The organism is Rhodococcus sp. C3V, assembly GCF_029269915.1.
GTDB lineage: Bacteria > Actinomycetota > Actinomycetes > Mycobacteriales > Mycobacteriaceae > Rhodococcus_F > Rhodococcus_F qingshengii.
This window is the reverse complement of the sequence record NZ_JARJBE010000010.1, coordinates 176,668-202,053: the sequence shown is the minus strand read 5'-3', so window position 1 is coordinate 202,053 and position 25,386 is coordinate 176,668. Positions and strand designations below refer to the sequence as shown.

The following is a 25,386-nucleotide window of genomic DNA, read 5'->3' as shown; positions in this document are numbered from 1 at the left end:
GCATCGTAAAGATCAGGCCGCCGCAGGAAGTTGAAAATGACCACAGCGCCCACACCGTCGATATTCGAACCCGCACGTCTCGGCCCTCTGACCTTGCGCAACCGCATCGTCAAAGCTGCAACGTTCGAGGGCGTCATGCCCCGGGGAGCGGTCTCGGACGATCTGATCAACTTCCACGCCGAGGTGGCCCGCGGCGGGGCCGCGATGACCACTGTCGCCTACTGCGCCGTCTCACCAGGTGGACGAGTCCACCGCGACACCCTTGTCATGGACGAGCGCGCGCTGCCGGGACTACGCAGACTGACCGACGCCGTCCACGCCGAAGGCGCACTTGCTGCGGCGCAGATCGGCCACGCGGGACTGGTCGCCAACACGCTCTCCAACAAGACGAAGACTCTGGCGCCGTCGACCCGGCTGAGTCCGCCCGCGATGGGCCTCGTCAAGGGCGCGACACTCGCCGAACTCGACGGTGTCGTCTCCGACTTCGAACGGACCGCTCGCGTCGCCGTGGACGCAGGATTCGACGCCATCGAGGTCCATCTCGGCCACAACTACCTCCTCAGTTCGTTCATGAGCCCCAATCTGAACAAGCGCCACGATCGATACGGTGGCAGCGTCGCCAAGCGCGCCGAGTATCCGCGTCGAGTCGTCGAAGCGGTGCGACGCGCCGCTGGATCCAGCGTGGCGGTCACCGCGAAATTCAACATGTCCGATGGGGTGCCGAAAGGTCTGTGGCTCGACCAGAGCCTGCCGATCGCCCAGATCCTCGAAGCCGACGGCCATCTGGATGCGATGCAATTGACCGGTGGCAGTTCACTTCTCAACGGAATGTACTTCTTCCGCGGTGAGGTCCCACTGGCTGAGTTTGTCGCCTCCCAACCCAAACTCGTCGGGTACGGGCTGAAGTTCTACGGTCCCAAACTCTTTCCGACGTACCCGTTCGAGGAGGGCTTCTTCCTGCCCTTCGCCCGTCAGTTCCGACAGGCGCTGAGGATGCCACTGATCCTGCTCGGCGGCATCAACCGCGTCGACACCATCGAGCACGCACTGGATGAAGGATTCGAATTCGTCGCCATGGCGCGCGCGCTCCTCAGGGACCCACAACTGGTCAACAAATTCCGAGCCGAGAGCGTCGACGAGGGGTTGTGTATCCACTGCAACAAGTGCATGCCCACCATCTACACCGGCACACGCTGTGTGGTTCGGGACGCGCTGGTGGTTCGGGAGGCACCGCGCCCCGCCCAGTGAGTCCCACACTGTGAGCTGCCGGCTGTGAGCCACTTTCCAGCCGAGTGCGGGAACAACACCCCTTATCCTGGTGTTGATCGGTACGGCTCTCCAAGAAGCGGAGGGTCTGCACTCACTATTGGAAGGCTCGCATGACCACCCAGCTGGAAAACACGCCCGCGGTCCATGACGTCATCATTGTCGGTTCCGGACCGGCCGGCTACACCGCTGGTGTCTACACCGCGCGCGCTGAGCTCCAGCCCCTGCTCTTCGAGGGAACCCAGTTCGGTGGCGCCCTCATGACCACCACCGAGGTCGAGAACTTCCCCGGATTCCGCGAAGGAATCATGGGCCCCGATCTGATGGAACAGATGCGTGAGCAGGCACTTCGCTTCGACACCGACATCCGCACCGAGGACGTCGAAGAGATCGATCTCAGCGGCCCGATCAAGACGGTCGTCGCGAACGGCGAAACGTACGCCGCGCACGCGATCATCCTCGCCATGGGCGCGGCAGCCCGTTACCTCGGCATTCCCGGTGAAGAACGCCTCCTCGGCCGCGGCGTCAGCGCCTGCGCCACCTGCGACGGCTTCTTCTTCCGTGACCAGGACATCGTCGTGGTCGGCGGCGGCGACTCCGCGATGGAAGAGGCAACCTTCCTGACCCGCTTCGCTCGCTCGGTCACCCTGGTGCACCGCCGCGAGGAATTCCGCGCCTCACGGATCATGCTCGAGCGCGCCAAGGCCAACGAGAAGATCCGCTTCCTGACCAACGCGGAGCCCGTCGAGGTCCTCGGCGAGAACAGCGTCACCGGGCTCGTCGTTCGTGACACCGTCACGGGTGAGACCTCCACACTCGAGATCACCGGCATGTTCGTCGCCATCGGCCACGACCCGCGCAGTGAGCTCGTCAAGGGCCAGGTCGATCTCGACGACGCCGGATACGTGCGCGTCGCTCCCGGTTCCACCGCGACCTCCGTCGACGGCGTCTTCGCTGCCGGTGACCTGGTCGATCACACGTACCGCCAGGCGATCACCGCTGCCGGCACCGGATGCTCCGCAGCAATCGACGCCGAACGCTGGCTGGCCGATCGTGGCGACATCACCGCCAACACGCTCGACGCTGCCGGCCATACGGTCGACGTCGTCGGCGCTCCCTGATTCATCAAGCTGTCGTACCCAACCCTCGAGGAGTAACAGTGTCGAATACCGTCACCATCACCGACGATTCCTTCAAGCAGGACGTCCTGGGCAGCGACAAGCCCGTTCTGGTCGATTTCTGGGCAACCTGGTGCGGCCCGTGCAAGATGGTCGCCCCGGTCCTCGAGGAGATCGCCGGTGAGAACAGCGAGAAGCTGACCGTCGCGAAGCTCGACATCGACGCCAACCCGGCGGCCGCCCGCGATTTCCAGGTCATGTCGATCCCGACGATGATCCTGTTCAAGGACGGCAAGCCGATCAAGACGATCGTCGGCGCCAAGGGCAAGGCCGCACTGCTCAAGGACCTCGCAGACGTTCTCTGACGGCTGGATGAGCATCGTGGATTCTCGCAATCCACAGAATTTCTGAGATAATCGATCGATGTGCCTGATCGGGTCTACGACCAGGCACATCGATCGAATTCGTTAACCGATCCGAGAGGCTTTCACGCATGCACAGACTCCGACACGGCGATCACGGCCCGGCCGTCGCCGAGATTCGGGGCACATTGACGAAGCTGGGATACCTCCATCACGGAACTTCCGGTATTCGACGTGAAAGCGCCGACGGTGCCCACTGGGTTGCACCCGACGCCATCTTCGATCATCAACTCGACAGCGCCGTTCGCGCCTTCCAGCAGCAGCGTGGGCTACTTGTCGACGGCATCGTGGGCCCGGCCACCTATCGGTCACTTCGCGAGGCCTCGTACCGCCTGGGCGCCCGTACGTTGATTTACCAGCTTTCTGCGCCGCTGTACGGCGACGACGTCGCAGCTCTGCAGGCCAAACTGCAGGACCTCGGCTTCTACGCAGGTCGGGTCGACGGTTTCTTCGGCCCGCAGACCCACGAATCTCTCTCGTCTTTCCAGCGTGAAATCGGGATCGCCGCCGACGGTATCTGCGGACCGCAGACACTGCGTTCGCTGGAACTGCTGGGAACTCGCGTCACCGGCGGATCGCCGCACGCGATCAGCGAAGAGGAGCTGGTGAGGCGCAAGGGCCCACAGCTGGGCGGCAAGCGCATCGTCATCGATCCAGGCCTCGGTGGTCCGTCCACCGGCACCATCGTCAACGGCATCTCCGAAGCCGACATCCTGTGGGATCTGGCTATGCGCCTCGAGGGGCGGATGGCAGCAACCGGGATGGAAACTTTCCTCTCCCGCCCGCACAACGCCGATCCGAGCGAGGCCGAGCGCGCGCTGACGTCCAACGCATTCGACGCCGATCTGATGATCTCCCTGCGCTGCGACAGCAACTCGAGCCCGTCGGCGAACGGCGTCGCGAGCTTCCACTTCGGTAACTCGCACGGTTCGGTCTCGATGATCGGGCAGGTGTTGACCGGTTTCGTTCAGCGCGAGATCGTTGCGCGAACTCCGTTGCGGGACTGCAGAACTCACGGTCGAACGTGGGAGTTGTTGCGCCTGACCAACATGCCGACGGTACAGATCGATCTCGGCTACCTGTCCAACGCGTCCGACGTTGCGGTACTGACGAATCCGCGGATGCGTGACACCATCGCCGAAGCCATCTTGATCTCGGTCAAGCGGCTGTACCTGCTGGGTCAAGACGATCAGCCGACCGGCACCTTCACCTTCGCCGAGCTTCTCGCTGAAGAACTTTCGGTAGCCGACCGCATTTCGTAGGTCCTGCGGTCGGCACCTGCTCACACTCTGGCGAGCTCGCTGATCTCCACCATCTCGAGAGCTGCGGCCTTCAGTAGACGGTCGAGGGCTTCTTCGACGTCGACTTTCCATTCGTGATCTCGATTGAGTTCGAGACGAAGCCGCGGATAGCGATGGTGCGGTGCCACGACCTCGAAACCGTAGTCCTCGAGGAACTCGGCACTGATCATGCATTCTGCGGGTGAACATTCCAGAGCGGCAGTTGCACTGGCCACGTCGGAAGCAGGTCCCAAGTCGTCGCTACGGATACCGAATGCCTCGAGCGCACGAACTCCTCGTCGGACCAGATCTGTCACGACAGCGGCCAGCAGGCTCGGCCCTAGTTCTTCCTCTATGCCCGAGGGCTCGAGGCGAAGGCTTGTCAGAAGCACTGCGTCCGAGCTGACCGGGCTGGTGGGAAACAGTTGCGCGCGCGGGATCATGCGGGGAGGGGCGTACAACGCACTGCCGAGCGGCTTTCCGTCGCGGACGGCGACCTGTCCGCACGAACCCCACTCGAGCATGACCATCGACAGCCAGGCTTCCTTCTCGAATTCCTGATCGCAGAATCCTCGGGCGTCGTGAAGCGCGCCCGGGTCCATCTCCCAGAACACGCATCGACGCGCATGGGCGGAAAGCTGATCGAGGCTGTCGAGTGTGAGAGAGGTGATGACGTGAGTCGACACTGACTAACTCACTCTCCGTAGGTCCCCGAAGCGGTTTTGATGCTCGCCCGCTGCTTTTCTCTTCTCCAGGATAGGCCAGCTACGACAAGTCGGCAGTGGCACGAGAGTTGATCGCCCTAATATATTGCTGTTCAACATCTTTCGTCCCGGTTCAAGATTTCGAGAAGCTCGGACCACCTAGATTTGTCACAGTGACGAAAATAGGTGGTGTGCCCGGTCATCATGATTACGTCACCAAACGGGCATCCGAGTTCTCTACTTGGATTTCTGTGCTTCCATCATTCCGACGATGCGTTGTAGGTCGTCGACCGAGCCGAATTCGACCACAATCTTTCCCTTCCGCTTGCCCAGACTGACAGTCACCCGAGTGTCGAACGAGTCCGACAACCGCTCGGCCACATCCTGCAGGCCCGGCATCACGATGGGCTTGCGCTTCTGCTGGGGAGCGATCTCATTATCCGCCCGGTTGGCCAGAGTGACTGCTTCCTCCGTCGCGCGAACAGACATTCCTTCCGCGACGATGCGCGCCGCCATGACCTCCTGAGCGTCGGCACCCGCCTCGAGGGACAGCAGTGCGCGAGCATGGCCGGCCGAAAGTACACCGGCCGCAACGCGACGCTGAACCGCCACCGGCAGCTTCAGCAGACGAATCATGTTGGTCACGACGGGACGCGAACGTCCGATCCGATTGGCCAATTCTTCGTGGGTGACTTCGAACTCCTCGAGCAGCTGCTGATACGCCGCTGCCTCTTCGAGGGGGTTCAGTTGCACTCGATGGATGTTCTCGAGGAGCGCGTCGCGCAGCATCGAGTCGTCATCTGTTTCACGAATGATCGCAGGAATCTTCTCCAGCCCGGCTTCCTGGCTCGCGCGCCAGCGACGCTCACCCATGACAAGTTGGTACTTGTCACCGTGACGACGGACCACGATCGGCTGCATCAAGCCGAACTCGCGGATCGAGTGAACCAACTCCGCGAGTGCTTCCTCGTCGAAAACGCTGCGAGGCTGCTTCGGGTTCGTCTCGATCAGGCTCGGTTCGATCTCGAGATAGACCGCGCCGGTCGGCTCGAGTTCGGTCTCCGGCTCAGCTTCCACCGGAGCCTTCCCAGCCGACGCCTTGGTGGCTTTCGGCGTTTTCGGGGCCGCCTTGGTCGGTGGGGGAGGGGAGGGGTTGCGCTTGTCGACGCCGATTACGACGTCCGCTGCAGCCGATCCCAGACCCGGCGCCGTGGCCGGCCCAGTGGGGATGAGAGCAGCCAAGCCGCGGCCCAATCCACCTTTGCGTGCTTGACTCATCTCACTGCTCCTGGGTCGTCGTGGTGGCAGAGCGGGCGGCAAGTTCACGGCCGGCGTCGAGGTAACTCATGGCGCCACGTGAACCCGGGTCGTAGTCGAGAACTGTCATCCCGTATCCGGGAGCCTCGGACACCTTCACGCTGCGCGGAATCACAGCGCGCAGAACGGCCTCACCGAAGTGCTTGCGTACTTCTTCGGCGACCTGGTCGGCCAGCTTGGTGCGCCCGTCGTACATCGTCAGTAGGACGGTGGAGACATGCAGATCCGGGTTGAGATGAGCCTGGACGAGTTCGATGTTGCGGAGCAACTGACCGACCCCCTCGAGGGCGTAGTACTCGCACTGGATCGGGATCAGAACTTCCTTGGCAGCGACCATCGCGTTGACGGTCAGCAGTCCTAGCGAGGGCGGGCAGTCGATGAGGACGAAGTCGACGTCAAGCTCTGCGAGCACCTTGTCGTTGAGCGCGCCTTTGAGTCGATTCTCGCGGGCAACCATGGAGACCAATTCGATCTCGGCGCCCGCCAGATCGATCGTTGCCGGGATGCAGAGAAGGCGCTCACTGTGCGGGCTGGTCTGGATCGCCTCCGGGGCCTTCACTTCGCCTATGAGCAGCTCGTAGCTCGACGGGGTGCCCGAGGTATGGACGACGCCCAGAGCGGTGCTGGCGTTGCCCTGAGGGTCCAAATCGACCACAAGGACAGTGAGCCCTTGAAGAGCGAGCGCCGACGCAAGGTTCACCGTGGTCGTCGTCTTGCCGACGCCACCCTTCTGGTTCGCGATGGTGATCACGCGGCGGAACGCCGGCTTCGGCAGCGTCACCGAATGAGGATGAAGCACTTGGCTCGCTCGATGCGCGGCCGCCCCGATGGGGGTCTCCTCCGAGGAGATCGCCGCGTAGGGGGCGGTGAAATTGTCGTCGTCGTTGACGATCTGATCCGCACCCGCACTCGTGTGCTGCTTCGGTGTTTCACGTGAAACGGCGGATTCAGATCGACCCGACATTGACTGCTCCTTCGATTGGGAATCGATCACTAGGTGCTCTCATCATCTGTACATTGCTCTCGATTGCATGCGTGTAAATCATCAACGCTGGCGGCGCTTCGGGAGACGTTCGGCCTTCACCACAACAGTGGGGGTGCGGAGAATCTTGGCTCCGCATTCGAGTATTTCCAACTTACCTGCGCCCAACTTGGTGAGCGCCGTACGGTCTCGCTCGATCTCCTCGGCGGCGCTCGAACCCTTGAGTGCCAACATCCGGCCGTGCTCGTGAATGAGTGGGAGGGACCAACGTGCCAGCTTCTCGAGGGGCGCCACGGCTCGCGAGGTGACAACGTCCGCGCCGCCTGCTTCCTTCACGACGCCGGATTCCTCGGCACGCCCTCGAACAACCAAGACGTCCAAACCGTTGGACTCGATGAACTCCGCGAGGTACACCGAGCGTCGAAGCAACGGTTCGACCAGAGTCACCTTCAAGTCCGGGCGGGCGATTGCGAGAGGGATACCGGGTAGGCCGGCGCCGCTTCCAACGTCCACAACCGACTCGCCTTCGGCAATCAACTCACCGATGACGGCGCAATTGAGAAGGTGACGCTCCCACAGTCGAGGGACTTCACGGGGACCAATGAGCCCGCGCTCGACACCATCCGTCGCCAGGGATTGGTAATACCGTTCCGCGATCTCATATCTGTCACCGAACACTGCGCGCGCAGTCTCTTGTTCGTCCCAGTCAACCGACGCCGCACCATTCTGTTCCACGTGAAACATCCTCCCGCGTAAACCGCGAAATCAACAATCAAGACCGAAATCATTATCCGCTCTGGAGCCGACATGTGTTCGCTTCTGCACACCGACTCGCTGTGAGTCTGCCGACTCGTTCATTCTTTGGGAAGTATTCGGCCCAAAATTCAAGCGGGGGAGGGGAGGGGTTCACGTTCCACGTGAAACATTGCGCTGAAAAATCTTCCAATTCTGACGCGTTTCACGTGAAACATAGCCGGGCGATCGAATGCAGATAGGAGCGCAATTCTTAGTATCATCACAGTGACGAAACTGCCATGGGTAGTTACATGGATGGAATTCTGACCCAAAAAGACCAATTTTCGGTAAAAAAGTCGTTGCAAAGATCGCCGGCGACGGACTGCAGAACGGACTCGGTCAGTCAAATCCTCTCTGTAGGTCGACTCGGAAAACAGACTTCGATTCCAGATCTCGGACAACTTCGGTATCTCATCGCCGGTTGTTGCGAGCCATACATCCGTCGGCTTGACACCCCTGTTGCGGGAGACCGGAGACTTGGCATCGCAAACCGTGAATCAATCCAAGAAGCTTCGCTCCACAGGATGCGCATCGGAGAGTTCACCCTCTCCTGTGGACTGATAGTGAACGCACTCCGCAGCATTGGGCTCGCCCTCGACTCCGTCGCAGATGCATTGAGCAATCCGCACCACATAAATTTCTTCATCGAACTGCACCGTCGTTCCATGCCGGCTCGACACTGGGTGGGACTCGAACACGAGATCCGCCAGTTGTCATCTCCGGAACGATCGTCGACTCCGGCGCACGACGAACCGTTCGCGACATTCGAAACATCCGAAGACGATCCGATCTAGGCGATCTAGGCGCCGAAGCCCCACAGATCGCGATGATCGAGCAAGCAAACGGTGACGGGCTGAAGTTGGTTCACGACCGCATCCGTCAGGTTGGGGTTCGCGCTGACGATGGCACACCAGAAGCCATTGGGTCGTGATCGCCATCCAGTAGGCATCCAATACCAATCTGGGATGGAGATCGAGGGCTCGGGGCAACAACCATCGATCCGGTTTCACGTGAAACGAAGGGCCGACTATTTCCGCTGGGGGAGGGGAGGGGCTCACATGTAGTACGGCATGTTGTCGATCGAATATCCGAACATGCACAGTGCCCCGCCGACAGCCAAGAAGGCAATCATGAAGCTGAGCATGACGCCTCTCAAGAATCGCCGCCCGCCTGTGAGAGACGTTCGGGATCGAAGTTTCGGTCGCTGCCGACCTCCTCTGTTCCGACTTCCCCGTGGCTGCGGTGACGATGCAAGTGACCGAGCGTACCGCCGAATGCGCCAAGTCGGCCGTGCGCGCGCAACCGATGGTGGCACTTCCTCGACCGGGTGACCGGATCTGGAGACCTCTATTTTCGTACGACACCGATGCAGCAGGATATGTGGGCCGAGTTGGAACCTGGCCACCTTTACCCCCTGGTACACGGCGGTCTCCGCGTCACCCCGTACACCGTCGGACAAGCTGGACAGAAAGGCCCGCGCCGGCACGACGGCAGCGAACCTCCGGTTGAGGCCCGGATCAGCCCGCCGGGGCCTCGAACACCATCCTGACCTCGGTCACCTGGTAGTTCGCCCGCTTGAACGCCGCGGCCATGGGTGTGTTGGGTACGTCCGTGGTCGCGGTGATGCGATTGGCGCCATCGGCTGCGTGAAAGCGGGTGATCTCGCAGAGGATGTCGTCCACGTAGCGGCACCCGCGTAGCTCGGGCACTACTCCGAGGTATCCGACGTTGCGGTCGTAGGGCGTCGCGGACGGGATCGCGAAGCCAACCAACGTCCCGTCCACTGTCTCCGCCAGCCGCCACCACGATCGTTCGCCGGGGCACGACCGGTAGAACTCGAGATCATCCCGGGCCTGGCTGACGATGTCCGCAGCCGCGATGCCTCGTTGCGTGGCGACATCCAGGCTGCCGACAGCGACCCGCTGGAACACCGCGAGGAACTCCTCATCGGTGGCGGGACGGAAAGTCAGACGCTCGGAGGGGGGCGGGCACACCGGCCGCAGGCGTCCACTCGAAACGCAGCCGCTCGATGATCTCGGTCAGTCCGGCCGCCTGGGCCGCCTCGCGACGCCAGGACACGGCTTCTGCGACGGCGGAATCCGCGTCCTGCCCGGCGGTCGGCACGACCAGCACATACTCAGGCTTCGCGTGAAACTCGGTGTGCGCCCGCGACAAGAGTTCGGCGGCAAGCGCAGCACGATCCGGCACGTCAGCCAGCACGTGCAGGAAATCAAGCGCGAGCGGACGCTCGCTGTCCTCACGCCCCCACCACAGGGCACGCGCGACGATCCTGGAGCCGTCAACGGCGAACCAACTCCATTCCGGACGAAGCCGTCCGGCCGCCACCTCTTCCCGGAGCGAGTCAGCGTCGACGAACCCGACCGGATCGTTCATCGCGAACCCCACGGGCTCTTCCAGCTCGGCCCGTGTCGCGGGTCGTATCAGCAAGATTGCTTCCCTTCACGACGCTTCATTGACGACAGGTTCCGAAATAGAGATAGGCCGTGTCGACAACGATAGGCACCTGACCTTCACCGTGCCGCCGGATTCGGTTTCACGTGAAACACTCTCGGACACAAAAGCGGGCCCCGGAAAATCCGGGGCCCGCATTCGATCAAGGGGGAGTGTCAGTCCTTGAGGACAACCACTCGGCGAGACGGCTCAGCGCCTTCGCTCTCGCTGGAAACACCGGCGACCTTGGCGACGGCGTCGTGCACGATCTTGCGTTCGAACGGCGTCATCGGAGCAAGCTCTTCGCGTTCGCCGGTCTCGAGAACACGCTGTGCAGCTTCCGCACCGAGAGCACTGAGTGCCTCGCGCCGGCCCGCACGCCAGCCGGCGATGTCGAGCATCAAGCGGCTGCGCTCTCCGGTCGACTGCTGAACTGCCAGACGAGTCAGCTCCTGGAGAGCATCCAGAACCTCACCCTTGCGTCCCACAAGCTTGGTCAGGTCATCGCCGCCGTCGATGCTGACGATCGCCCGATCGCCCTCGACGTCAAGGTCGATGTCTCCGTCGAAATCGAGAACGTCGAGCAACTGCTCGAGGTAGTCGCCGGCGATCTCGCCCTCTTCGATCAAATCGTCATCGGAATCGTCGATGTCTACATCCACATCGGTAACCGGCGCAGTGGTCTCGGTGCTCACGTCTGCGTTCTCTCCATCCACAACGATGTCAGCTTCACTGGACATTGGTCGTTCTCTTTCCTGGATCAGCGCCGTTTATTGCGCTTGGGGGAGTTGCCGCGGTTGCTCTGTGGCCGGTTCTGTTTGGGTTTCGACGTGGAACCACCACTGGAACCCGAGGGCTTCGGCTGTGGCTTCTTGAGCGAAACTTCCGGGGCGTCACCGTCGTCGTCGGCTGAATCCGCGGTCTTCAGCGCAGCCGGAGATCCCTTCTTCTTGCTGGGATCAGGACGGGCACCGGGCTTGGGCGCATTGTCGTTGCGGCGAGTGATCGCTTCCTGCTTCTTGGCTTCTTCTTCCGCGTCGATCTTGCGGAAGACGAGGTGCTGCTGACCGTAGGTCCAGATGTTGTTCGACACCCAGTACAGGAGGATCGCGATCGGAAGGAACGGTCCACCGACCAGAACACCGAGCGGGAAGACGTACAGGGCGAGCTTGTTCATGATCGCGGACTGCGGGTTCGCGGCAGCTGCTTCGCTCTGACGGGCAACAGAAGCGCGTGAGTTGAAGTGCGTCGCGATGCTGGCGATGATCATCAGCGGAGCGGCCACGAGGATGATGTTCAGCCGTGACGGAAGCTCGGGAACGTTCTCGGTGACGTAGGCCTGAAGCTGCGCAACCGGCGTCGTGATCGCGGCCGAGATGGGCGCGCCGAACAGACGAGCATCCAGGAACGACTGGACGTCAGTGGCCGAGAAGACGTAGTTCGGGGTGTTGAGGTTGTCCTCGGCGCTCATGCCCAGCTGGCCCATGCCGGTGCCGGTGCGGTTGAACGAGCGCAGGACGTGGAACAGACCGATGAACACCGGAGCCTGAGCCAAGACCGGGAGACAGCCCATGATCGGGTTGAATCCGTGCTCCTTCTGGAGCTTCTGCATCTCGACGGCCTGGCGCTGACGGTCGCCCGAATACTTCTTCTGCAATGCCTTGATCTGTGGCTGCAGTTCCTGCATCTGACGCGTCGTGCGGACCTGCTTCACGAACGGCTTGTACAGAACCGCACGCAAGGTGAACACCAGGAACACCACGGAAAGCGCCCAGGCTATTCCGTTGTCCGGGCCGAGAATGAACCCGAAGACCTTGTGCCAGACCCACAGAATCGCGGATACCGGATAGTAGATGAAATTGAGCACGGCTCTAAGTACTCCTCTGTTCGTCCGTCGGACTGTGACACGCTGCGCGTGCTTCCGGACAGCTATGGCGGCTACCCGCATCACGGTCACGACGGGCAGGGACAGGGTCCCACCCTCCAGAATGCCAGGGGGCACACTTCGCCAACCGCACCACAGTCAAGAAAAGGCCTTTGATCGCCCCGTGAGTGCGCAACGCTTCGACTGCGTATTCACTGCAGGTGGGGGTGAACCGGCAGGTCGGCATCCTCAAGGGCGACACATACGTCCGGTACAACTCGATACAGAAGATGAGAACAGTGGCGGGAGCGCGACGCACAGCCTTCAACACCGTGATGACACGGGAGGCTCTGGGAGTCTCGATCTGCTCAGAGAGCGGAGTACTCATGGCTCTTCACTTACCGACACCAATAGGTTCATTTTGGTCAGGCCCCCGCGCAACTGCTTGGCCAGTTCGGCTGAACTGGCGGTAGCTGCACCCGGAAGTGCGCGGATAACCACGTCTGTCTCCGGTGAAACCTGTCCGACGAAATCTGCACAGATATGACGAAGCCGGCGTGCGACTCGATGTCGAATCACCGCCGGCCCGACAGCCTTGCTCACGATCAGCCCGAACCGGGGACCGTGATTTGTTACTACCAGCGCCTCTACTTGCTCGCGATCGAACGCGTGCACGACAAGGTCGCGTCTTCCCATACGACGCCCGCGTCGCACCGCCACGGAGAAATCCGCGTGGCGACGCAACCGAGACGGCTCAGGCAACACCCCGAGCTCCTGAACTCGAAATCAGATCAGGCGGTGAGGGAATCGCGGCCCTTACGGCGACGCGCCGAAACGATTGCACGACCCGCACGGGTACGCATACGAAGACGGAAGCCGTGAACACGCGCGCGGCGGCGATTATTCGGCTGGAACGTCCGCTTGCCCTTGGCCACGGTCAACACTCCTCGAAGTTCATTGACGCCTCCCGGCGTCATTCAGTGATCGACGCCTTACGGCGCCTTTGGATCCAACAGGTACAGAACAATCAACTTCACTCGTTGTGGCTTGGAAGACCGATCCGACCTGACATATGTAGCCAGCACGAAGCGATCACCACCAACGGGTGACCGTTCGAGGTTACTTACCACCGTTGCCAAGGTCAAACCAGCCCGATTCGGAGCCCTCCCGCGGCAACCACGGCGACACGCCAATACTTACATCATTCCGCAGATTCCATTCACAGTGTGCATACGGCCGTGACCTCGAGCGAGGCGGCAAGTGTGACCTTGGCAACAGTTCCGCTACGGACTGCAGGTGACCCGAAGGCAACCCGGACAGTTCCACCGGCGCATGCTCTCGACAAGGCCTCATCAGCACATACGGGCACGAGCGCCGGACGCGACCCCGAATCCCGAGTTTCCACATTCATCCACAGGGCTGTGAGTGTTGACGCATCCCCGACACCAAGTGGCGAACGCCTCGAGTTCCGACAAAGTTGCAGGTAGATCAATTTCTCGATCACTTTGACGAATTTGGTTGACGAAAAAACCGACTCAGTGCAGGTTTGTCCACATCTGTGGATAATTGTGTGGAAACACAGCCCAGGTGGCATATTCGTAGCCTGTTACGGGGTTCTCACCCCGGGTGGTAATCCACCGAATCATTCGACGCCGCAGCCATACGCTCGGCAGCTGCAGCACACCCACTGTCGGCGAAACACGGGAAGGAACCACGTGAACGACGATCCCAACGCGCTCGCACGGGTCTGGGTCGACGTGGTTGCAGAACTCACGAGTGATGACCCCGGAAGTAATCTTCCGGCTTTGAGCAGCAAGCAGAAGGCATTTGTCCGTCTGGTGAGGCCTCTCACACTTGCTCAGGGTTTTGCACTCCTCTCGGTTCCATCGCCATTTGCTCAAGAGACGATCGAGCGCGATCTACGCGAGCCGATCCTGCAGGCACTCGGACGCCACCTCGGCGGCCAGGTCGAGGGACTCGGTGTCCGCATTGCACTCGAAGACGATGCCGACGCACCCGCCGAACCGGTCGAGGAGCGCACGGGCAGCCGTCAGTTCGAGTCGGTCAACTCATCGGGCGCATACCGTCGGCGCAGATTCACCGAAGGCGACGGCGAACCTTCGGACTCCGAGACTGCCGAGACCGAAGAAGTCGACGACGACCGCGAAGCACTCGCGAGCGTTCACGAATCGTGGCCGTCGTACTTCACGAAGCCGCCCGCTACTCCTTCTGCTTCGGGGTCCGGCGCCAACAGCCTCAATGCGAAGTACACCTTCGACACTTTTGTGATCGGATCGTCCAACCGATTCGCTCATGCCGCTGCCGTCGCGATCGCGGAGGCGCCGGCGCGTGCGTACAACCCCTTGTTCATCTGGGGAGCTTCGGGCCTGGGCAAGACGCACCTTCTTCATGCGGCCGGCCACTACGCACAGCGACTGTTCCCCGGCATGCGGGTCAAGTACGTCTCGACCGAAGAATTCACCAACGACTTCATCAACAGTCTCCGTGACGACCGCAAGGTCGCGTTCAAGCGTCGCTACCGGGAAACGGATGTCCTGCTGGTCGACGACATCCAGTTCATCGAAGGCAAGGAAGGTATTCAGGAGGAGTTCTTCCATACCTTCAACACCTTGCACAACGCGAACAAGCAGATCGTCGTTTCCTCGGACCGTCCGCCCAAACAGTTGGCAACCCTCGAGGAGCGTCTGCGGACGCGCTTCGAATGGGGCCTGATCACCGACGTTCAGCCGCCTGAGCTCGAGACGCGTATCGCGATTCTGAGCAAGAAGGCGAGGATGGATCGCCTCGAGGTCCCGCACGACGTCCTCGAGTTGATCGCCAGCCGTATCGAGCGCAACATTCGTGAACTCGAGGGAGCGTTGATCCGCGTCACCGCTTTTGCCTCGCTCAACCGTCAACCGTTGGATCTGACGTTGGCCGAGGTGGTCCTGCGAGATCTGATGCCCGATTCGTCGAGCCTCGAGATCAATGCGGCGACGATCATGGCGGTGACGGCCGAATACTTCAACATGTCGATCGACGACCTGTGTGGGCCGGGTAAGGCCCGGCCGCTCGCTCAGGCCCGCCAGATCTCGATGTATTTGTGCCGTGAGCTCACTGATTTGTCCTTGCCGAAGATCGGTCAGACGTTCGGCCGTGACCACACGACGGTCATGTACGCCGACAAGAAGATCCGTAAGGAAATGACGGAACGCCGCAAGGTGTACGACCAGGTTCAGGAGTTGACCGCAAGGATCAAGCAGCGCTCCAAGCGTTGACCTGCACTTATTTCGATCGATGCCGCTCGAGGCAGAGGTTCCCTCGAGCGGCATCGGTGTATTCGAAGGGTTCCACGTGCGGTCCCCTCGAGGGCGGTTGTCCACCTCGAGGGACGACACGCCGGAGTCAGACACGCCGATGAGAACAAACTCTTCGTTTCTTGTGAAAAGTATTCACATCTGTGGATAAGTGTGTTGATAACTCCGAAAGTCTGTGGAGTTCTCGAGGAGGAATCCGAAAACTTTCAGAGAGTGCACAGAGGGGGCCGATTGGTCCTCGAGTCTGTCCTCGAGAAGTGCACAGGCCCTCGAGGGGACCTACCAGCGTCGACAACCGTTGCTCCACAGATTGCACAGGACTTATTACTACTACTGAGAATTTCCTAGGAAAAGCTCTTTGAAAATAGTTCTGGGGACAACTCCTGTTGAGAACCTCGCCTCAGGCTGCGCTCGCCGCGGCTTCGGCTTTCCACTTGCGCCCTCGAGGGCATACGGTGGGCATCGCTTGGTCTGTGTCAGACTTCAAGTGAGCTGATGCAGATCCGCAGCAGACGAACATGCCTACCGAGAGGAATAACCCGGCGATGGAGCTTGGAAGCCTGAAGTTTCGCGTTTCCCGGGAAGAGTTCGCTGATTCAGTAGCGTGGGTTGCTCGTAGCCTGCCCTCGAGGCCGCCCGTGCCGGTTCTCGGCGGAGTTCTTCTCGACGCAACCGAAGCCGGCCTCACCGTTTCCGGGTTCGACTACGAGGTATCCGCGCAGGTCCGCGTCTCGGCAGATGTCACGACTGCAGGTCAGGCACTCGTCTCCGGACGCCTCCTTGCCGATATCACCAAGTCGCTTCCCAACAAGCCGGTCGATGTGACCCTCGAGGGCACTCGCGTGCTCATCTCGTGCGGAAGCGCCAAGTTCTCCCTGCCCACGATGCCGGTCGAGGACTACCCCCAGCTTCCGACGCTTCCGCAGCAGTCCGGTTCCATTCCCGTCGACCTGTTCTCCGAAGCCATCAGCCAGGTAGCCGTTGCAGCCGGCAAGGACGACACCCTTCCGATGCTCACGGGTATCCGTGTCGAGATCGAACAGAATTCGATCGTCCTCGCCGCTACCGACCGCTTCCGTCTCGCTGTTCGTGAACTCGAGTGGACTCCGGCAAACCCTGACGTCCAGGCTGCTGTTCTCATCCCGGCCAAGACTCTGTCCGAGTCCGCGAAAACGCTTGCCGGCAATGCAAATTCGCCGGTCGAGTTGGCTCTCGGTTCCGGTACGACCATCGGAAACGACGGACTCCTCGGCATCGTCAACGACGGACGCCGCACCACGACGCGCCTCCTCGACGCCGAGTTCCCGAAGTTCCGTCAGTTGCTGCCTGCTCAGCACACCGCGATGGCAACGGTCGAGGTCACGCCTCTCATCGAGGCCATCAAGCGTGTAGCACTCGTCGCCGAGCGTGGCGCACAGGTTCGCATGCAGTTCTCCGCTGACGGCCTGCTCCTCTCTGCGGGTGGCGACGACGCCGGCCGCGCGGAAGAGACGCTCAACGCGTCGTTCCAGGGCGAAGCACTCACCATTGCGTTCAACCCCGGTTACCTCATCGACGGGTTGAATTCGCTTCACAGCGAAAACGTTCTGTTCGGCTTCACCACTCCCAGCCGTCCGGCTGTTCTTCGCCCCGCGGCCGAGGAAGAGCCCACGGCAGACGAGTCCGGTAACTTCGCTGCGCCCTCGAGCGAGTACACGTACCTGCTGATGCCGGTTCGCCTTCCGGGCTGAGTGGAACCCCGCACTTCAGTTCGCGCCTGACCAGGGAGAACAGTATGAAGATCGGACTCGTAGGTCTCGGCAAGATGGGCTTCAACATGCGTGAGCGCTTGCGCGCGCATGGCCTCGAGGTGATCGGATACGACCCTCGACCGGAAGTCACCGATGTCGGGTCACTTGCCGAACTCGCTGCTTCCCTCGAGGGACCTCGAGTCGTCTGGGTGATGGTTCCGGCCGGTGACATCACCCAGAGCACCATTGCCGAGCTGGCGGATGCCCTCGAGGGTGGCGATCTGGTCATCGACGGTGGGAACTCGCGTTACACCGACGATGCTGTCCATGCCGAGCTTCTGAGCGCCCGTGGGATCGGTTTCCTCGACTGCGGTGTCTCCGGTGGCATCTGGGGCCGTGAGAACGGATACGGCCTGATGGTGGGCGGATCCGAGCCCGACGTGGCAAAGGCAATGCCGATCTTCGACGCCCTTCGCCCCGACGGCGACGCTGCAGACGGTTTTGTCCACGCCGGCCCCGTCGGTGCTGGTCATTACGCGAAGATGGTGCACAACGGCATCGAATACGGCCTGATGCAGGCGTATGCCGAGGGGTACGAGCTCCTCGAGGCGGAAAGCCTGATCGCGGACGTTCCCGGTGTGCTTCGAGCCTGGTCGAAGGGAACCGTCGTACGTTCGTGGTTGCTCGATCTGCTGGTCGACGCCCTCGAGGAGGATCCGGAGCTTGCGCAGATCACGGGCTATACCGAGGATTCCGGTGAGGGCCGCTGGACGGTCGAGGAAGCCATCAAGCACGCTGTCCCCGCTCCCGTCATCTCCGCTGCTCTGTTCGCGAGATTTGCTTCACGACAGGATGATTCACCGGCCATGAAGGCGGTGTCGGCCTTGCGCAATCAGTTCGGTGGTCACGCCGTCAAGAGCGCCTCGCCCAAGAATTCGGCTTCTGGAAGCTAAGTGTTCGTTCGTAGATTTTCGCTGCGTGACTTCCGATCCTGGGATTCGCTGACGCTTGACCTCACGCCGGGAACAACCGTGTTCCTGGGTTCCAACGGGCACGGTAAGACGAACGTCCTCGAGTCACTCGGGTATCTGTCGACGCTGTCGTCTCATCGAGTGTCCACGGATGCACCGATGATCCGCAGCGGTTCCGCCAGTGCTTTTGCCGGTGCAACGGTGGTCAACAACGGGCGTGAACTGACCATCGACGTCGAACTGATCGAGGGAAAGTCCAACCGCGCCAGGATAAATCAGTCTCCGACGCGTCGTCCGCGGGAAGTGCTGGGGATTCTGCAGTCGGTGATGTTCGCGCCGGAAGACCTGTCGTTGGTTCGCGGTGATCCTGGCGATCGTCGACGCTATCTCGACGAGTTGTTGACGTCCCGGATACCCCGAATGGCTGCTGTCCGTGCGGATTACGACAAAGTTCTACGTCAGCGCTCAGCCCTACTCAAAACTGCCGGTGCGGCTTTGCGTCGCGGTTCTCGTGGTGGCGAGTCCGACAACGTCCTCTCCACCCTCGAGGTGTGGGACGGGCATCTGGCCGCTCACGGCGCACAATTGTTGGCCGGGCGCCTCGAGTTGGTCCATGATCTGGCGCCGCATCTGGCGGAGTCGTATCGTTCCATCGCACCCGAATCCCGGCCGGCGTCGATTCGATACAAGAGCAGTCTGGGGTCCTCGTTGGATCCCGAATTCACCGACCCTGCAAGGATTTCCGGTATCGACGACGTTGCGTACCTCGAGGAGAGATTCCATCTCGAGTTGGCACAGATGAGGTCGAAGGAAATCGATCGCGGAGTGTGTCTGGTCGGTCCGCATCGGGACGATCTGGAGCTGATTCTCGGTGACAGCCCGGCGAAAGGCTTTGCAAGCCATGGTGAATCGTGGTCTTTCGCGCTTTCGCTGCGGCTGGCAGGTTTTGCCCTGTTGCGCGCCGACGGCAGCGACCCGGTCCTGATGCTCGACGACGTATTCGCGGAGTTGGACCGTCGTCGGCGTCGTGCGCTCGCCACCGTTGCAGCCACCGCCGAACAGGTGCTGATCACGGCCGCCGTTCCCGAGGACGTACCGGACGAACTCGAGGCGGCCAAGTTCGGCGTCGAAGCCTCCGATACCGGAGACGGTCGGATATCCCGGATAGTGCCCGTAGGCTCGACGGATCAGGAGGTCGAGTTCGATGACTGAAGACAGCAGCGCGGCCCCGGAGCCCGAGCTCAAGGGGATCGATCTGGCGCGCCGTGCCCTCGAGGAGGCACGCGCGACAGCCAAAGCCAACGGCAAGGCCGTCGGGCAGGGGCGCTCGTCGCCCAAATACGGAAGCGGCCGCCCGCGTCGACGCAGCGGTTGGTCCGGCCCCGGCCCGGATGCGCGGGACCCTCAGCCGTTCGGCACTCTCACCAGCGCTATCTCCAAATCGCGTGGGTGGTCCCCCAAGGTGTCCGAGGGCACGGTCCTCGGTCGGTGGCCGCAGGTCGTCGGAGAAGACATCTCCGCGCACGCCGAGCCGATTTCTCTGAAAGAAGGTGTTCTCAGCATCTCCGCCGAATCGACGGCGTGGGCTACCCAGTTGCGCATGATGCAGTCCCAGATTCTGGCCAAGATCGCTGCTGCCGTCGGTGACGGGGTCGTGAAGACACTGCGGATCACCGGTCCGAGTGCGCCTAGCTGGCGCAAGGGAGAAAGGCATGTGAAAGGCCGCGGACCTCGCGATACGTACGGCTGAGGAAAACTCAACCAGGCCCTGGTTCTACCTATTACTTCGTGTTACAGTTAAAACTCGCTAGTGAGTGAACTGTGTCACAAGGCTGTCGTTCCCCACCGATCGGCAGGCATGAAGGAGTAGCTAGATGTCGCAGAAGATATCGACACCCGCTTCGTCGTTCGCCGAGCCGGATCACATCCTGTTGCAGGCTCGCAATGTCGAGTTCGACTGGTCCGATCTGCCCATGCACTGGATTCCGGGCGATCCGTTCAGCACACACGTTCTCAACGTGCTCCATCTGCTCCTCCCTGCCGGTGAGGAATGGTTTGTCGAGACCTTCAAGGAAGCTCTTCCCCTCATCGAGGACGAGAAGCTCCGTGAAGACGTCGTCGGATTCATCGGCCAAGAGGCGATGCACTCCAACGCGCACTCGGGCGTCCTGGTCCATCTCAAGGAGAACGGCCTCGATCCGACGCCGTACACCCAGCAGATGGAATGGACCTTTTCGAAACTGCTCGGACCGCGTCCGATGACAGGACTGCGTGCCGAGAATCACCTGGTGGAGCGCTTGGCGATCATCGCGGCAATCGAACACATCACGGCTTTTCTCGGCGACTGGGTGCTCAACGCCAAGGGACTCGACAAAGCCGGTATGCACCCGACCATGCTCGATCTGCTCCGCTGGCACGGTGCCGAGGAGGTAGAACACCGCTCCGTCGCGTACGACGTGATGCGCTACTTCGACAAGCGCGAGACACGCCGCATCCGAACCCAGATCGTCGTCACGCCGGTACTGGTGTGGCTGTGGATTCGTGGCACCAGGTTCCTGATGCGCAACGATCCCGAACTTGCCGCTCAGGCCCCCAGCCGTCGACGCCCCCACCTGTCCGATTTCATCGCGGCGGGTAAGCGAGGCACAGTTCCCACGTCGTTCGAGCTGGCCAAGCGGATGTCGACCTACTTCAGCAAGTCGTACCACCCCAGTAAAGAGGGCTCGACCGCCCAGGCGGTGCAATACCTGGCGTCGTCACCCGCAGCCCAGGCGGCCTCACGGTGATTTCACTCTCGAGGGTCAAGGACGTCATCTCCGGTCACGACGGGTTGCCGCGTTTTCCGGCTCCACCCGATCTGTCCGGGAAGAACCGTCCCGACCGCGCCATGCGCATCACGGAGTTGTTGGCGGACAAGTACCTTCGCGTGTTGACGGCCTACGACTACAACCCCGATATCGCGGGCCACAACCCTGACACGGCCATGAACATGGTGGTCAGCAAGCGTGAGGTGGTGGCGACTGACGAGAACGTCGTTCGCCTGCGCTTCGAATCCGCAGACGGCTCACCGATTCCGCCGTGGCATCCGGGTTCGCACCTGGACTTCCATCTACCTTCGGGTCTGCGGCGTCAGTATTCGCTGTGCGGTGACCTGGCCGATCGCACGGGATACAGCGTCGCGGTGCGCCGAATCCCCGACGGCGGTGGCGGTTCCATCGAGATGCACGCTCTCCAGCCTGGTGAGCACGTCACGGTACGCGGACCACGCAACGGCTTCCCGTTTGTCGGAGAAGGCAGCGCGTTGTTCGTCGCCGGCGGCATCGGTATCACGCCGATCATCGCAATGGTCCGTGCGGCAAGAGAATTGGGGATGGACTGGTACTTCGTGTACTCGGGCCGCTCCCGTGAATCCATGCCGTTCCTCGACGAGATCGCAACCTGGGATCCCGAGCGTGTCTTCGTGCGCCCGGACGACGAGTTCGGATTGCCCACCACCACAGACCTTCTCGGACGAGCGCCGGTCGGCGGCGCCGTGTACTGCTGTGGCCCGACGCCGATGCTCGATGCCGTCCGCCGCGGTTTCCGCGATACACCCTCCACCGCTTTGCATTTCGAACGGTTCGGGGCTCCGCCGGTGATCGACGGCAAGGAATTCGAAGTGCAGCTTGTCAATTCGGGTCAGGTACTCACTGTGCCCGCCGACGAGTCCGCGCTCGACGTCATCAAGAAGACATTGCCCGGTGTCGGGTACTCGTGTCAGCAGGGTTTCTGCGGAACCTGTCGCGTGAAGGTGCTCGCGGGTAAGCCCGATCACCGCGAAAGGCGTCTGACCGACACCGAACAGGAAACGGAGATGCTCATCTGCGTATCCCGTTCCGACGGTGGACGTCTCGTTCTCGATCTCTAGATTTCCCAATCCGAAGGATTCACAGCCGAAGGGTCAGTCAATGTCCAAGCACTCTCCTGTCCATGCCGTGACCGCGCGTCGCGTGACCAACGGTTCCGTCAGCCTGGCCGTGTTCGAGCAGGGCAAGGCGGACGGCGAGACCATCGTCCTGGTGCATGGTTGGCCCGACACCCATGAATTGTGGAACCGCATCGTGCCTTTGCTGGCAGATGACTTCCGCGTCGTCAGCTACGACAGCCGCGGGGCCGGTGAGAGCACGATCCCCTCGAGGGTGCAGGACTACCAACTGAGCGCACTGGCCGGCGATCTTTTTGCCGTCATCGACGCGGTCAGCCCGGGCAAGCCGGTGCACGTCCTGGCACATGACTGGGGATCTGTGGAAACGTGGGAAGCGGTCTGCGAGCCGGGTGCCGAGGAGAAGATCGCGTCGTTCTCGTCCATCTCGGGCCCCAATCTCGATCATCTCGGCAAGTGGATCCGGGCGAGCGTGTCCAAGCGTCGTTTCCTCGGCCCAGCGGCGCAGGGAATTGCGTCGGCCTACACCGTTCTGTTCCAGATTCCCGGGCTGTGCACCCTCCCGTTGCGTCTGTGGTTCTCCAAGCACTGGCCGGCATTTCTGGGCTTCTTCGACGGTCTGGACCCCCGTGTGGTCAACACCGCGCCCACCATCGCCGACGACATGGTGAACGGACTCAAGCTTTATCGCGCGAACATCCGGCCGTCTCTCGGCAAGCCGCGGGATCGGTACACGGACGTGCCTGTTCAGCTCATTCTGAACAAGTACGACAAAGCCGTTCGTCCGGTGGGATACGAAGACACCGAAAAATGGGTCTCCGACCTGCAGCGACGTGAAATTGTAGCGGGACACTGGTCGCCGTTTTCACATCCGGGCGAGGTTGCCGAACATGCGCGGGCATTTATCGTGAGCCTGAGAGAGCGTCGCTCGGAGAAGCAAAGTTCCTAGCGTTTCACCTTCAGGGGATCGTAAAAATTCGTCTGCGGCGCAGCCAGGGGTGTCATTGGCCGCTTCTAGTCGGTGCTTACCAGTAAGATGGTCAACGGTAACTAGCGGCAACATTCTCGAACCCGCTCCGACGACACCCGCAAGGGCTTGCTGACGGCTGCGCTCGAGTATTGACGGAGAAGGAGAGCTACCCACCCGTGGCTGCCCAGAAGTCAGATACAAGCACTTCCAGCAAGGACTACAACGCGTCGTCCATCACCGTCCTCGAAGGACTCGAGGCGGTACGTAAGCGTCCAGGCATGTACATCGGTTCCACCGGTGAACGCGGTCTGCACCACCTCATTTGGGAGGTCGTCGACAACTCGGTCGACGAGGCGATGGCCGGACACGCCACCAAGGTCGAGGTCACCCTCCTCGAAGACGGCGGAATCCGCGTCATCGACGACGGCCGTGGCATCCCGGTCGGCATGCACGCCTCCGGAGTTCCCACCGTCGAGGTCGTGCTGACCCAGCTGCACGCCGGCGGCAAGTTCGACTCCGACTCCTATGCCGTCTCCGGTGGTCTGCACGGCGTCGGTATCTCGGTGGTCAACGCGCTCTCCACCCGGCTCGACGTCGACATCAAGGTCGACGGCTACCGGTGGCAGCAGACGTACACCGATTCCAAGCCGGGAGAGCTCGTACAGGGCGACCCGACGAAGGAGACCGGCACCACCGTCAGTTTCTGGGCTGATCCCGAGATCTTCGAGACCACCCGCTACAACTTCGAGACCGTTGCGCGTCGTCTGCAGGAAATGGCCTTCCTCAACAAGGGCCTGACCATCACGCTGACCGACGAGCGCGCCGAGGTCATCGACGACGAAGCTGCCGAGGTGGCCGAGGCTCCCAAGTCTGCTGCCGAAGAAGCCGAAGAAGCTGCTCAGGCAGCGCCGCGTAAGTCCAAGACCCGTGTCTACCACTACCCCGGTGGACTCGAGGACTACGTCCGGCACATCAACAAGAGCAAGACCCCGATCCACAACTCGGTCGTCGGATTCACCGCCAAGGGCACCGGCCACGAGCTCGAGGTCGCAATGCAGTGGAACTCCGGCTACTCGGAGTCCGTGCACACCTTCGCCAACACGATCAACACCCACGAGGGTGGTACCCACGAAGAGGGCTTCCGCGCCGCACTGACCGCAACGGTCAACAAGTACGCGCTCGAAAAGAAGCTGCTCAAGGACAAAGATCCCAAGCTCACAGGTGACGACATCCGTGAGGGACTCGCGGCCATCATCTCGGTGAAGGTCGGTGAACCCCAGTTCGAGGGTCAGACCAAGACCAAGCTCGGCAACACCGAGGTCAAGTCCTTCGTGCAGAAGGCGTGCAACGAGCACCTCGCGCACTGGTTCGAGGCGAACCCCGCCGACGCGAAAACCATTGTGAACAAGGCTGTTTCGTCGGCGCAGGCCCGCGTCGCCGCACGTAAGGCGCGTGAGCTGGTCCGTCGTAAGAGCGCGACCGACCTCGGTGGCCTGCCAGGCAAGCTCGCCGATTGCCGCTCCAACGATCCGGAGAAGTCCGAGATCTACATCGTGGAGGGCGACTCCGCAGGCGGCTCGGCCAAGTCCGGCCGAGACTCGATGTACCAGGCGATCCTCCCGCTTCGCGGAAAGATCATCAACGTCGAGAAGGCGCGGATCGATCGCGTCCTCAAGAACACCGAAGTCCAGTCGATCATCACCGCGTTCGGCACGGGCATCCACGACGAGTTCGACATCGCCAAGCTGCGCTATCACAAGATCGTGCTCATGGCCGACGCCGACGTCGACGGTCAGCACATCGCAACGCTGCTGCTCACGCTGCTGTTCCGCTTCATGCGGCCGCTCGTCGAGCACGGCAAGGTCTACCTCGCGCAGCCGCCGCTGTACAAGCTCAAGTGGCAGAAGGGTGCGCAGCCGGAATTCGCGTACTCCGACCGCGAGCGCGACGCGATGGTCAAGGCCGGCCTCGAGTCCGGCAAGAAGATCAACAAGGACGACGGCATCCAGCGCTACAAAGGCCTCGGCGAGATGAACGCCAAGGAGCTGTGGGAAACCACGATGGACCCGACGGTGCGCGTTCTGCGTCTCGTCACGCTCGACGACGCGGCTGCTGCCGACGAGCTGTTCAGCGTGCTGATGGGCGAAGACGTCGAAGCACGACGCAGCTTCATCACCCGCAATGCCCGGGACGTTCGTTTCCTCGACGTGTAGGCCCGCGGCCCTGTGCGTGGTTGAGGAGTCCCCGGGCTCCTTTTCCGCGCACAGGGGCTTGCCC

At 61.7% G+C, this 25,386-nt stretch carries 25 protein-coding genes; 14 read left to right on the top strand and 11 right to left on the bottom strand.

What is annotated here, in order from left to right; genetic code table 11:
- The first annotated feature begins 36 nt into the window (after nucleotides 1-36).
- From nox to P3G66_RS24385, 4 genes are all read left to right on the top strand, one after another.
- Entirely contained in the window at nucleotides 37-1,248 is a 1,212-nt protein-coding gene (nox, locus tag P3G66_RS24400) for a 4,4'-dithiodibutanoate disulfide reductase (RefSeq protein ID WP_064075696.1), read from the top strand.
- Between the two features lie 131 nt (nucleotides 1,249-1,379).
- Complete coding sequence (trxB, locus tag P3G66_RS24395; protein ID WP_003942521.1) at nucleotides 1,380-2,387, top strand: thioredoxin-disulfide reductase; 1,008 nt, start codon at nucleotides 1,380-1,382, stop codon at nucleotides 2,385-2,387.
- A 38-nt stretch (nucleotides 2,388-2,425) separates the two neighbouring features.
- The gene (gene trxA, locus P3G66_RS24390) at nucleotides 2,426-2,749 is read left to right on the top strand and encodes a thioredoxin (RefSeq protein WP_003942530.1); all 324 of its coding nucleotides are present in this window, start codon (nucleotides 2,426-2,428) and stop codon (nucleotides 2,747-2,749) included.
- A 128-nt stretch (nucleotides 2,750-2,877) separates the two neighbouring features.
- Nucleotides 2,878-4,068: an N-acetylmuramoyl-L-alanine amidase gene (locus P3G66_RS24385; protein WP_003942558.1), complete on the top strand. Its 1,191-nt coding sequence runs from the start codon at nucleotides 2,878-2,880 to the stop codon at nucleotides 4,066-4,068.
- A 20-nt stretch (nucleotides 4,069-4,088) separates the two neighbouring features.
- On the opposite strand, the gene P3G66_RS24380 is transcribed toward P3G66_RS24385, so the two are convergent.
- From P3G66_RS24380 to rsmG, 4 genes are all read right to left on the bottom strand, one after another.
- Nucleotides 4,089-4,772, bottom strand: coding sequence for a hypothetical protein (locus tag P3G66_RS24380; protein ID WP_007729135.1), 684 nt, complete (start codon nucleotides 4,770-4,772; stop codon nucleotides 4,089-4,091).
- 255 nt (nucleotides 4,773-5,027) lie between these two features.
- Complete coding sequence (locus P3G66_RS24375) at nucleotides 5,028-6,068, bottom strand: ParB/RepB/Spo0J family partition protein (protein WP_261256393.1); 1,041 nt, start codon at nucleotides 6,066-6,068, stop codon at nucleotides 5,028-5,030.
- 1 nt (nucleotide 6,069) lies between these two features.
- Nucleotides 6,070-7,071: a ParA family protein gene (locus P3G66_RS24370; protein ID WP_003942510.1), complete on the bottom strand. Its 1,002-nt coding sequence runs from the start codon at nucleotides 7,069-7,071 to the stop codon at nucleotides 6,070-6,072.
- Between the two features lie 81 nt (nucleotides 7,072-7,152).
- The gene (gene rsmG / locus P3G66_RS24365) at nucleotides 7,153-7,833 is read right to left on the bottom strand and encodes a 16S rRNA (guanine(527)-N(7))-methyltransferase RsmG (protein WP_019746204.1); all 681 of its coding nucleotides are present in this window, start codon (nucleotides 7,831-7,833) and stop codon (nucleotides 7,153-7,155) included.
- 575 nt (nucleotides 7,834-8,408) lie between these two features.
- On the opposite strand from rsmG, the gene P3G66_RS24360 reads away from it, so the two are divergent.
- Entirely contained in the window at nucleotides 8,409-8,678 is a 270-nt protein-coding gene (locus tag P3G66_RS24360; RefSeq protein WP_276117216.1) for a hypothetical protein, read from the top strand.
- Nucleotides 8,679-9,401: 723 nt separating this feature from the next.
- Here the strand turns inward: P3G66_RS24360 and P3G66_RS24355 are convergent.
- The 7 genes from P3G66_RS24355 to rpmH all read right to left on the bottom strand — a co-directional run bounded on the left by P3G66_RS24355 (nucleotide 9,402) and on the right by rpmH (nucleotide 13,134).
- A complete protein-coding gene (locus P3G66_RS24355) occupies nucleotides 9,402-9,815 on the bottom strand; it encodes a hypothetical protein (protein WP_276117215.1) in 414 nt (137 codons plus the stop codon).
- Between the two features lie 13 nt (nucleotides 9,816-9,828).
- Nucleotides 9,829-10,332, bottom strand: coding sequence for a hypothetical protein (locus tag P3G66_RS24350; protein WP_276117214.1), 504 nt, complete (start codon nucleotides 10,330-10,332; stop codon nucleotides 9,829-9,831).
- Nucleotides 10,333-10,511: 179 nt separating this feature from the next.
- Entirely contained in the window at nucleotides 10,512-11,075 is a 564-nt protein-coding gene (locus P3G66_RS24345; protein ID WP_003942504.1) for a protein jag, read from the bottom strand.
- Nucleotides 11,076-11,095: 20 nt separating this feature from the next.
- Nucleotides 11,096-12,202 carry a membrane protein insertase YidC gene (gene yidC, locus P3G66_RS24340; RefSeq protein ID WP_003942570.1) on the bottom strand — a complete coding sequence of 369 codons (1,107 nt, stop codon included), beginning with the start codon at nucleotides 12,200-12,202 and terminating at the stop codon, nucleotides 11,096-11,098.
- Between the two features lie 4 nt (nucleotides 12,203-12,206).
- Nucleotides 12,207-12,587, bottom strand: a complete 381-nt coding sequence (gene yidD, locus P3G66_RS24335; RefSeq protein WP_007729147.1) for a membrane protein insertion efficiency factor YidD — start codon at nucleotides 12,585-12,587, stop codon at nucleotides 12,207-12,209.
- Nucleotides 12,584-12,964: a ribonuclease P protein component gene (rnpA, locus tag P3G66_RS24330; protein WP_019746209.1), complete on the bottom strand. Its 381-nt coding sequence runs from the start codon at nucleotides 12,962-12,964 to the stop codon at nucleotides 12,584-12,586. The genes yidD and rnpA overlap by 4 nt, the downstream gene beginning before the upstream one ends.
- A gap of 26 nt (nucleotides 12,965-12,990) precedes the next feature.
- Nucleotides 12,991-13,134 (bottom strand): 50S ribosomal protein L34, encoded by a 144-nt coding sequence (gene rpmH / locus P3G66_RS24325; RefSeq protein WP_003942540.1) that lies wholly within the window; start codon nucleotides 13,132-13,134, stop codon nucleotides 12,991-12,993.
- 780 nt (nucleotides 13,135-13,914) lie between these two features.
- Between rpmH and dnaA the strand changes: the two genes are divergently transcribed.
- From dnaA to gyrB, 9 genes are all read left to right on the top strand, one after another.
- Nucleotides 13,915-15,477, top strand: a complete 1,563-nt coding sequence (gene dnaA, locus P3G66_RS24320; protein ID WP_003942491.1) for a chromosomal replication initiator protein DnaA — start codon at nucleotides 13,915-13,917, stop codon at nucleotides 15,475-15,477.
- A 584-nt stretch (nucleotides 15,478-16,061) separates the two neighbouring features.
- Nucleotides 16,062-17,246, top strand: a complete 1,185-nt coding sequence (gene dnaN, locus P3G66_RS24315; protein WP_007729165.1) for a DNA polymerase III subunit beta — start codon at nucleotides 16,062-16,064, stop codon at nucleotides 17,244-17,246.
- A gap of 44 nt (nucleotides 17,247-17,290) precedes the next feature.
- Complete coding sequence (gene gnd, locus P3G66_RS24310; RefSeq protein ID WP_276117213.1) at nucleotides 17,291-18,199, top strand: phosphogluconate dehydrogenase (NAD(+)-dependent, decarboxylating); 909 nt, start codon at nucleotides 17,291-17,293, stop codon at nucleotides 18,197-18,199.
- Nucleotides 18,200-19,429: a DNA replication/repair protein RecF gene (gene recF / locus P3G66_RS24305; protein ID WP_054828073.1), complete on the top strand. Its 1,230-nt coding sequence runs from the start codon at nucleotides 18,200-18,202 to the stop codon at nucleotides 19,427-19,429.
- On the top strand, nucleotides 19,422-19,967 hold the full coding sequence (locus P3G66_RS24300) for a DUF721 family protein (RefSeq protein ID WP_276117212.1): 546 nt from the start codon (nucleotides 19,422-19,424) through the stop codon (nucleotides 19,965-19,967). Before recF ends, P3G66_RS24300 begins: the two co-directional genes overlap by 8 nt.
- Before the next feature lie 124 nt (nucleotides 19,968-20,091).
- Nucleotides 20,092-21,003 carry a metal-dependent hydrolase gene (locus P3G66_RS24295; RefSeq protein ID WP_276117211.1) on the top strand — a complete coding sequence of 304 codons (912 nt, stop codon included), beginning with the start codon at nucleotides 20,092-20,094 and terminating at the stop codon, nucleotides 21,001-21,003.
- On the top strand, nucleotides 21,003-22,124 hold the full coding sequence (locus P3G66_RS24290) for a PDR/VanB family oxidoreductase (RefSeq protein WP_276117243.1): 1,122 nt from the start codon (nucleotides 21,003-21,005) through the stop codon (nucleotides 22,122-22,124). The genes P3G66_RS24295 and P3G66_RS24290 overlap by 1 nt, the downstream gene beginning before the upstream one ends.
- A 40-nt stretch (nucleotides 22,125-22,164) precedes the next feature.
- Complete coding sequence (locus tag P3G66_RS24285; protein WP_276117210.1) at nucleotides 22,165-23,088, top strand: alpha/beta fold hydrolase; 924 nt, start codon at nucleotides 22,165-22,167, stop codon at nucleotides 23,086-23,088.
- Nucleotides 23,089-23,285: 197 nt separating this feature from the next.
- Nucleotides 23,286-25,322 carry a DNA topoisomerase (ATP-hydrolyzing) subunit B gene (gene gyrB, locus P3G66_RS24280; protein ID WP_054832234.1) on the top strand — a complete coding sequence of 679 codons (2,037 nt, stop codon included), beginning with the start codon at nucleotides 23,286-23,288 and terminating at the stop codon, nucleotides 25,320-25,322.
- Nucleotides 25,323-25,386 lie beyond the last annotated feature (64 nt).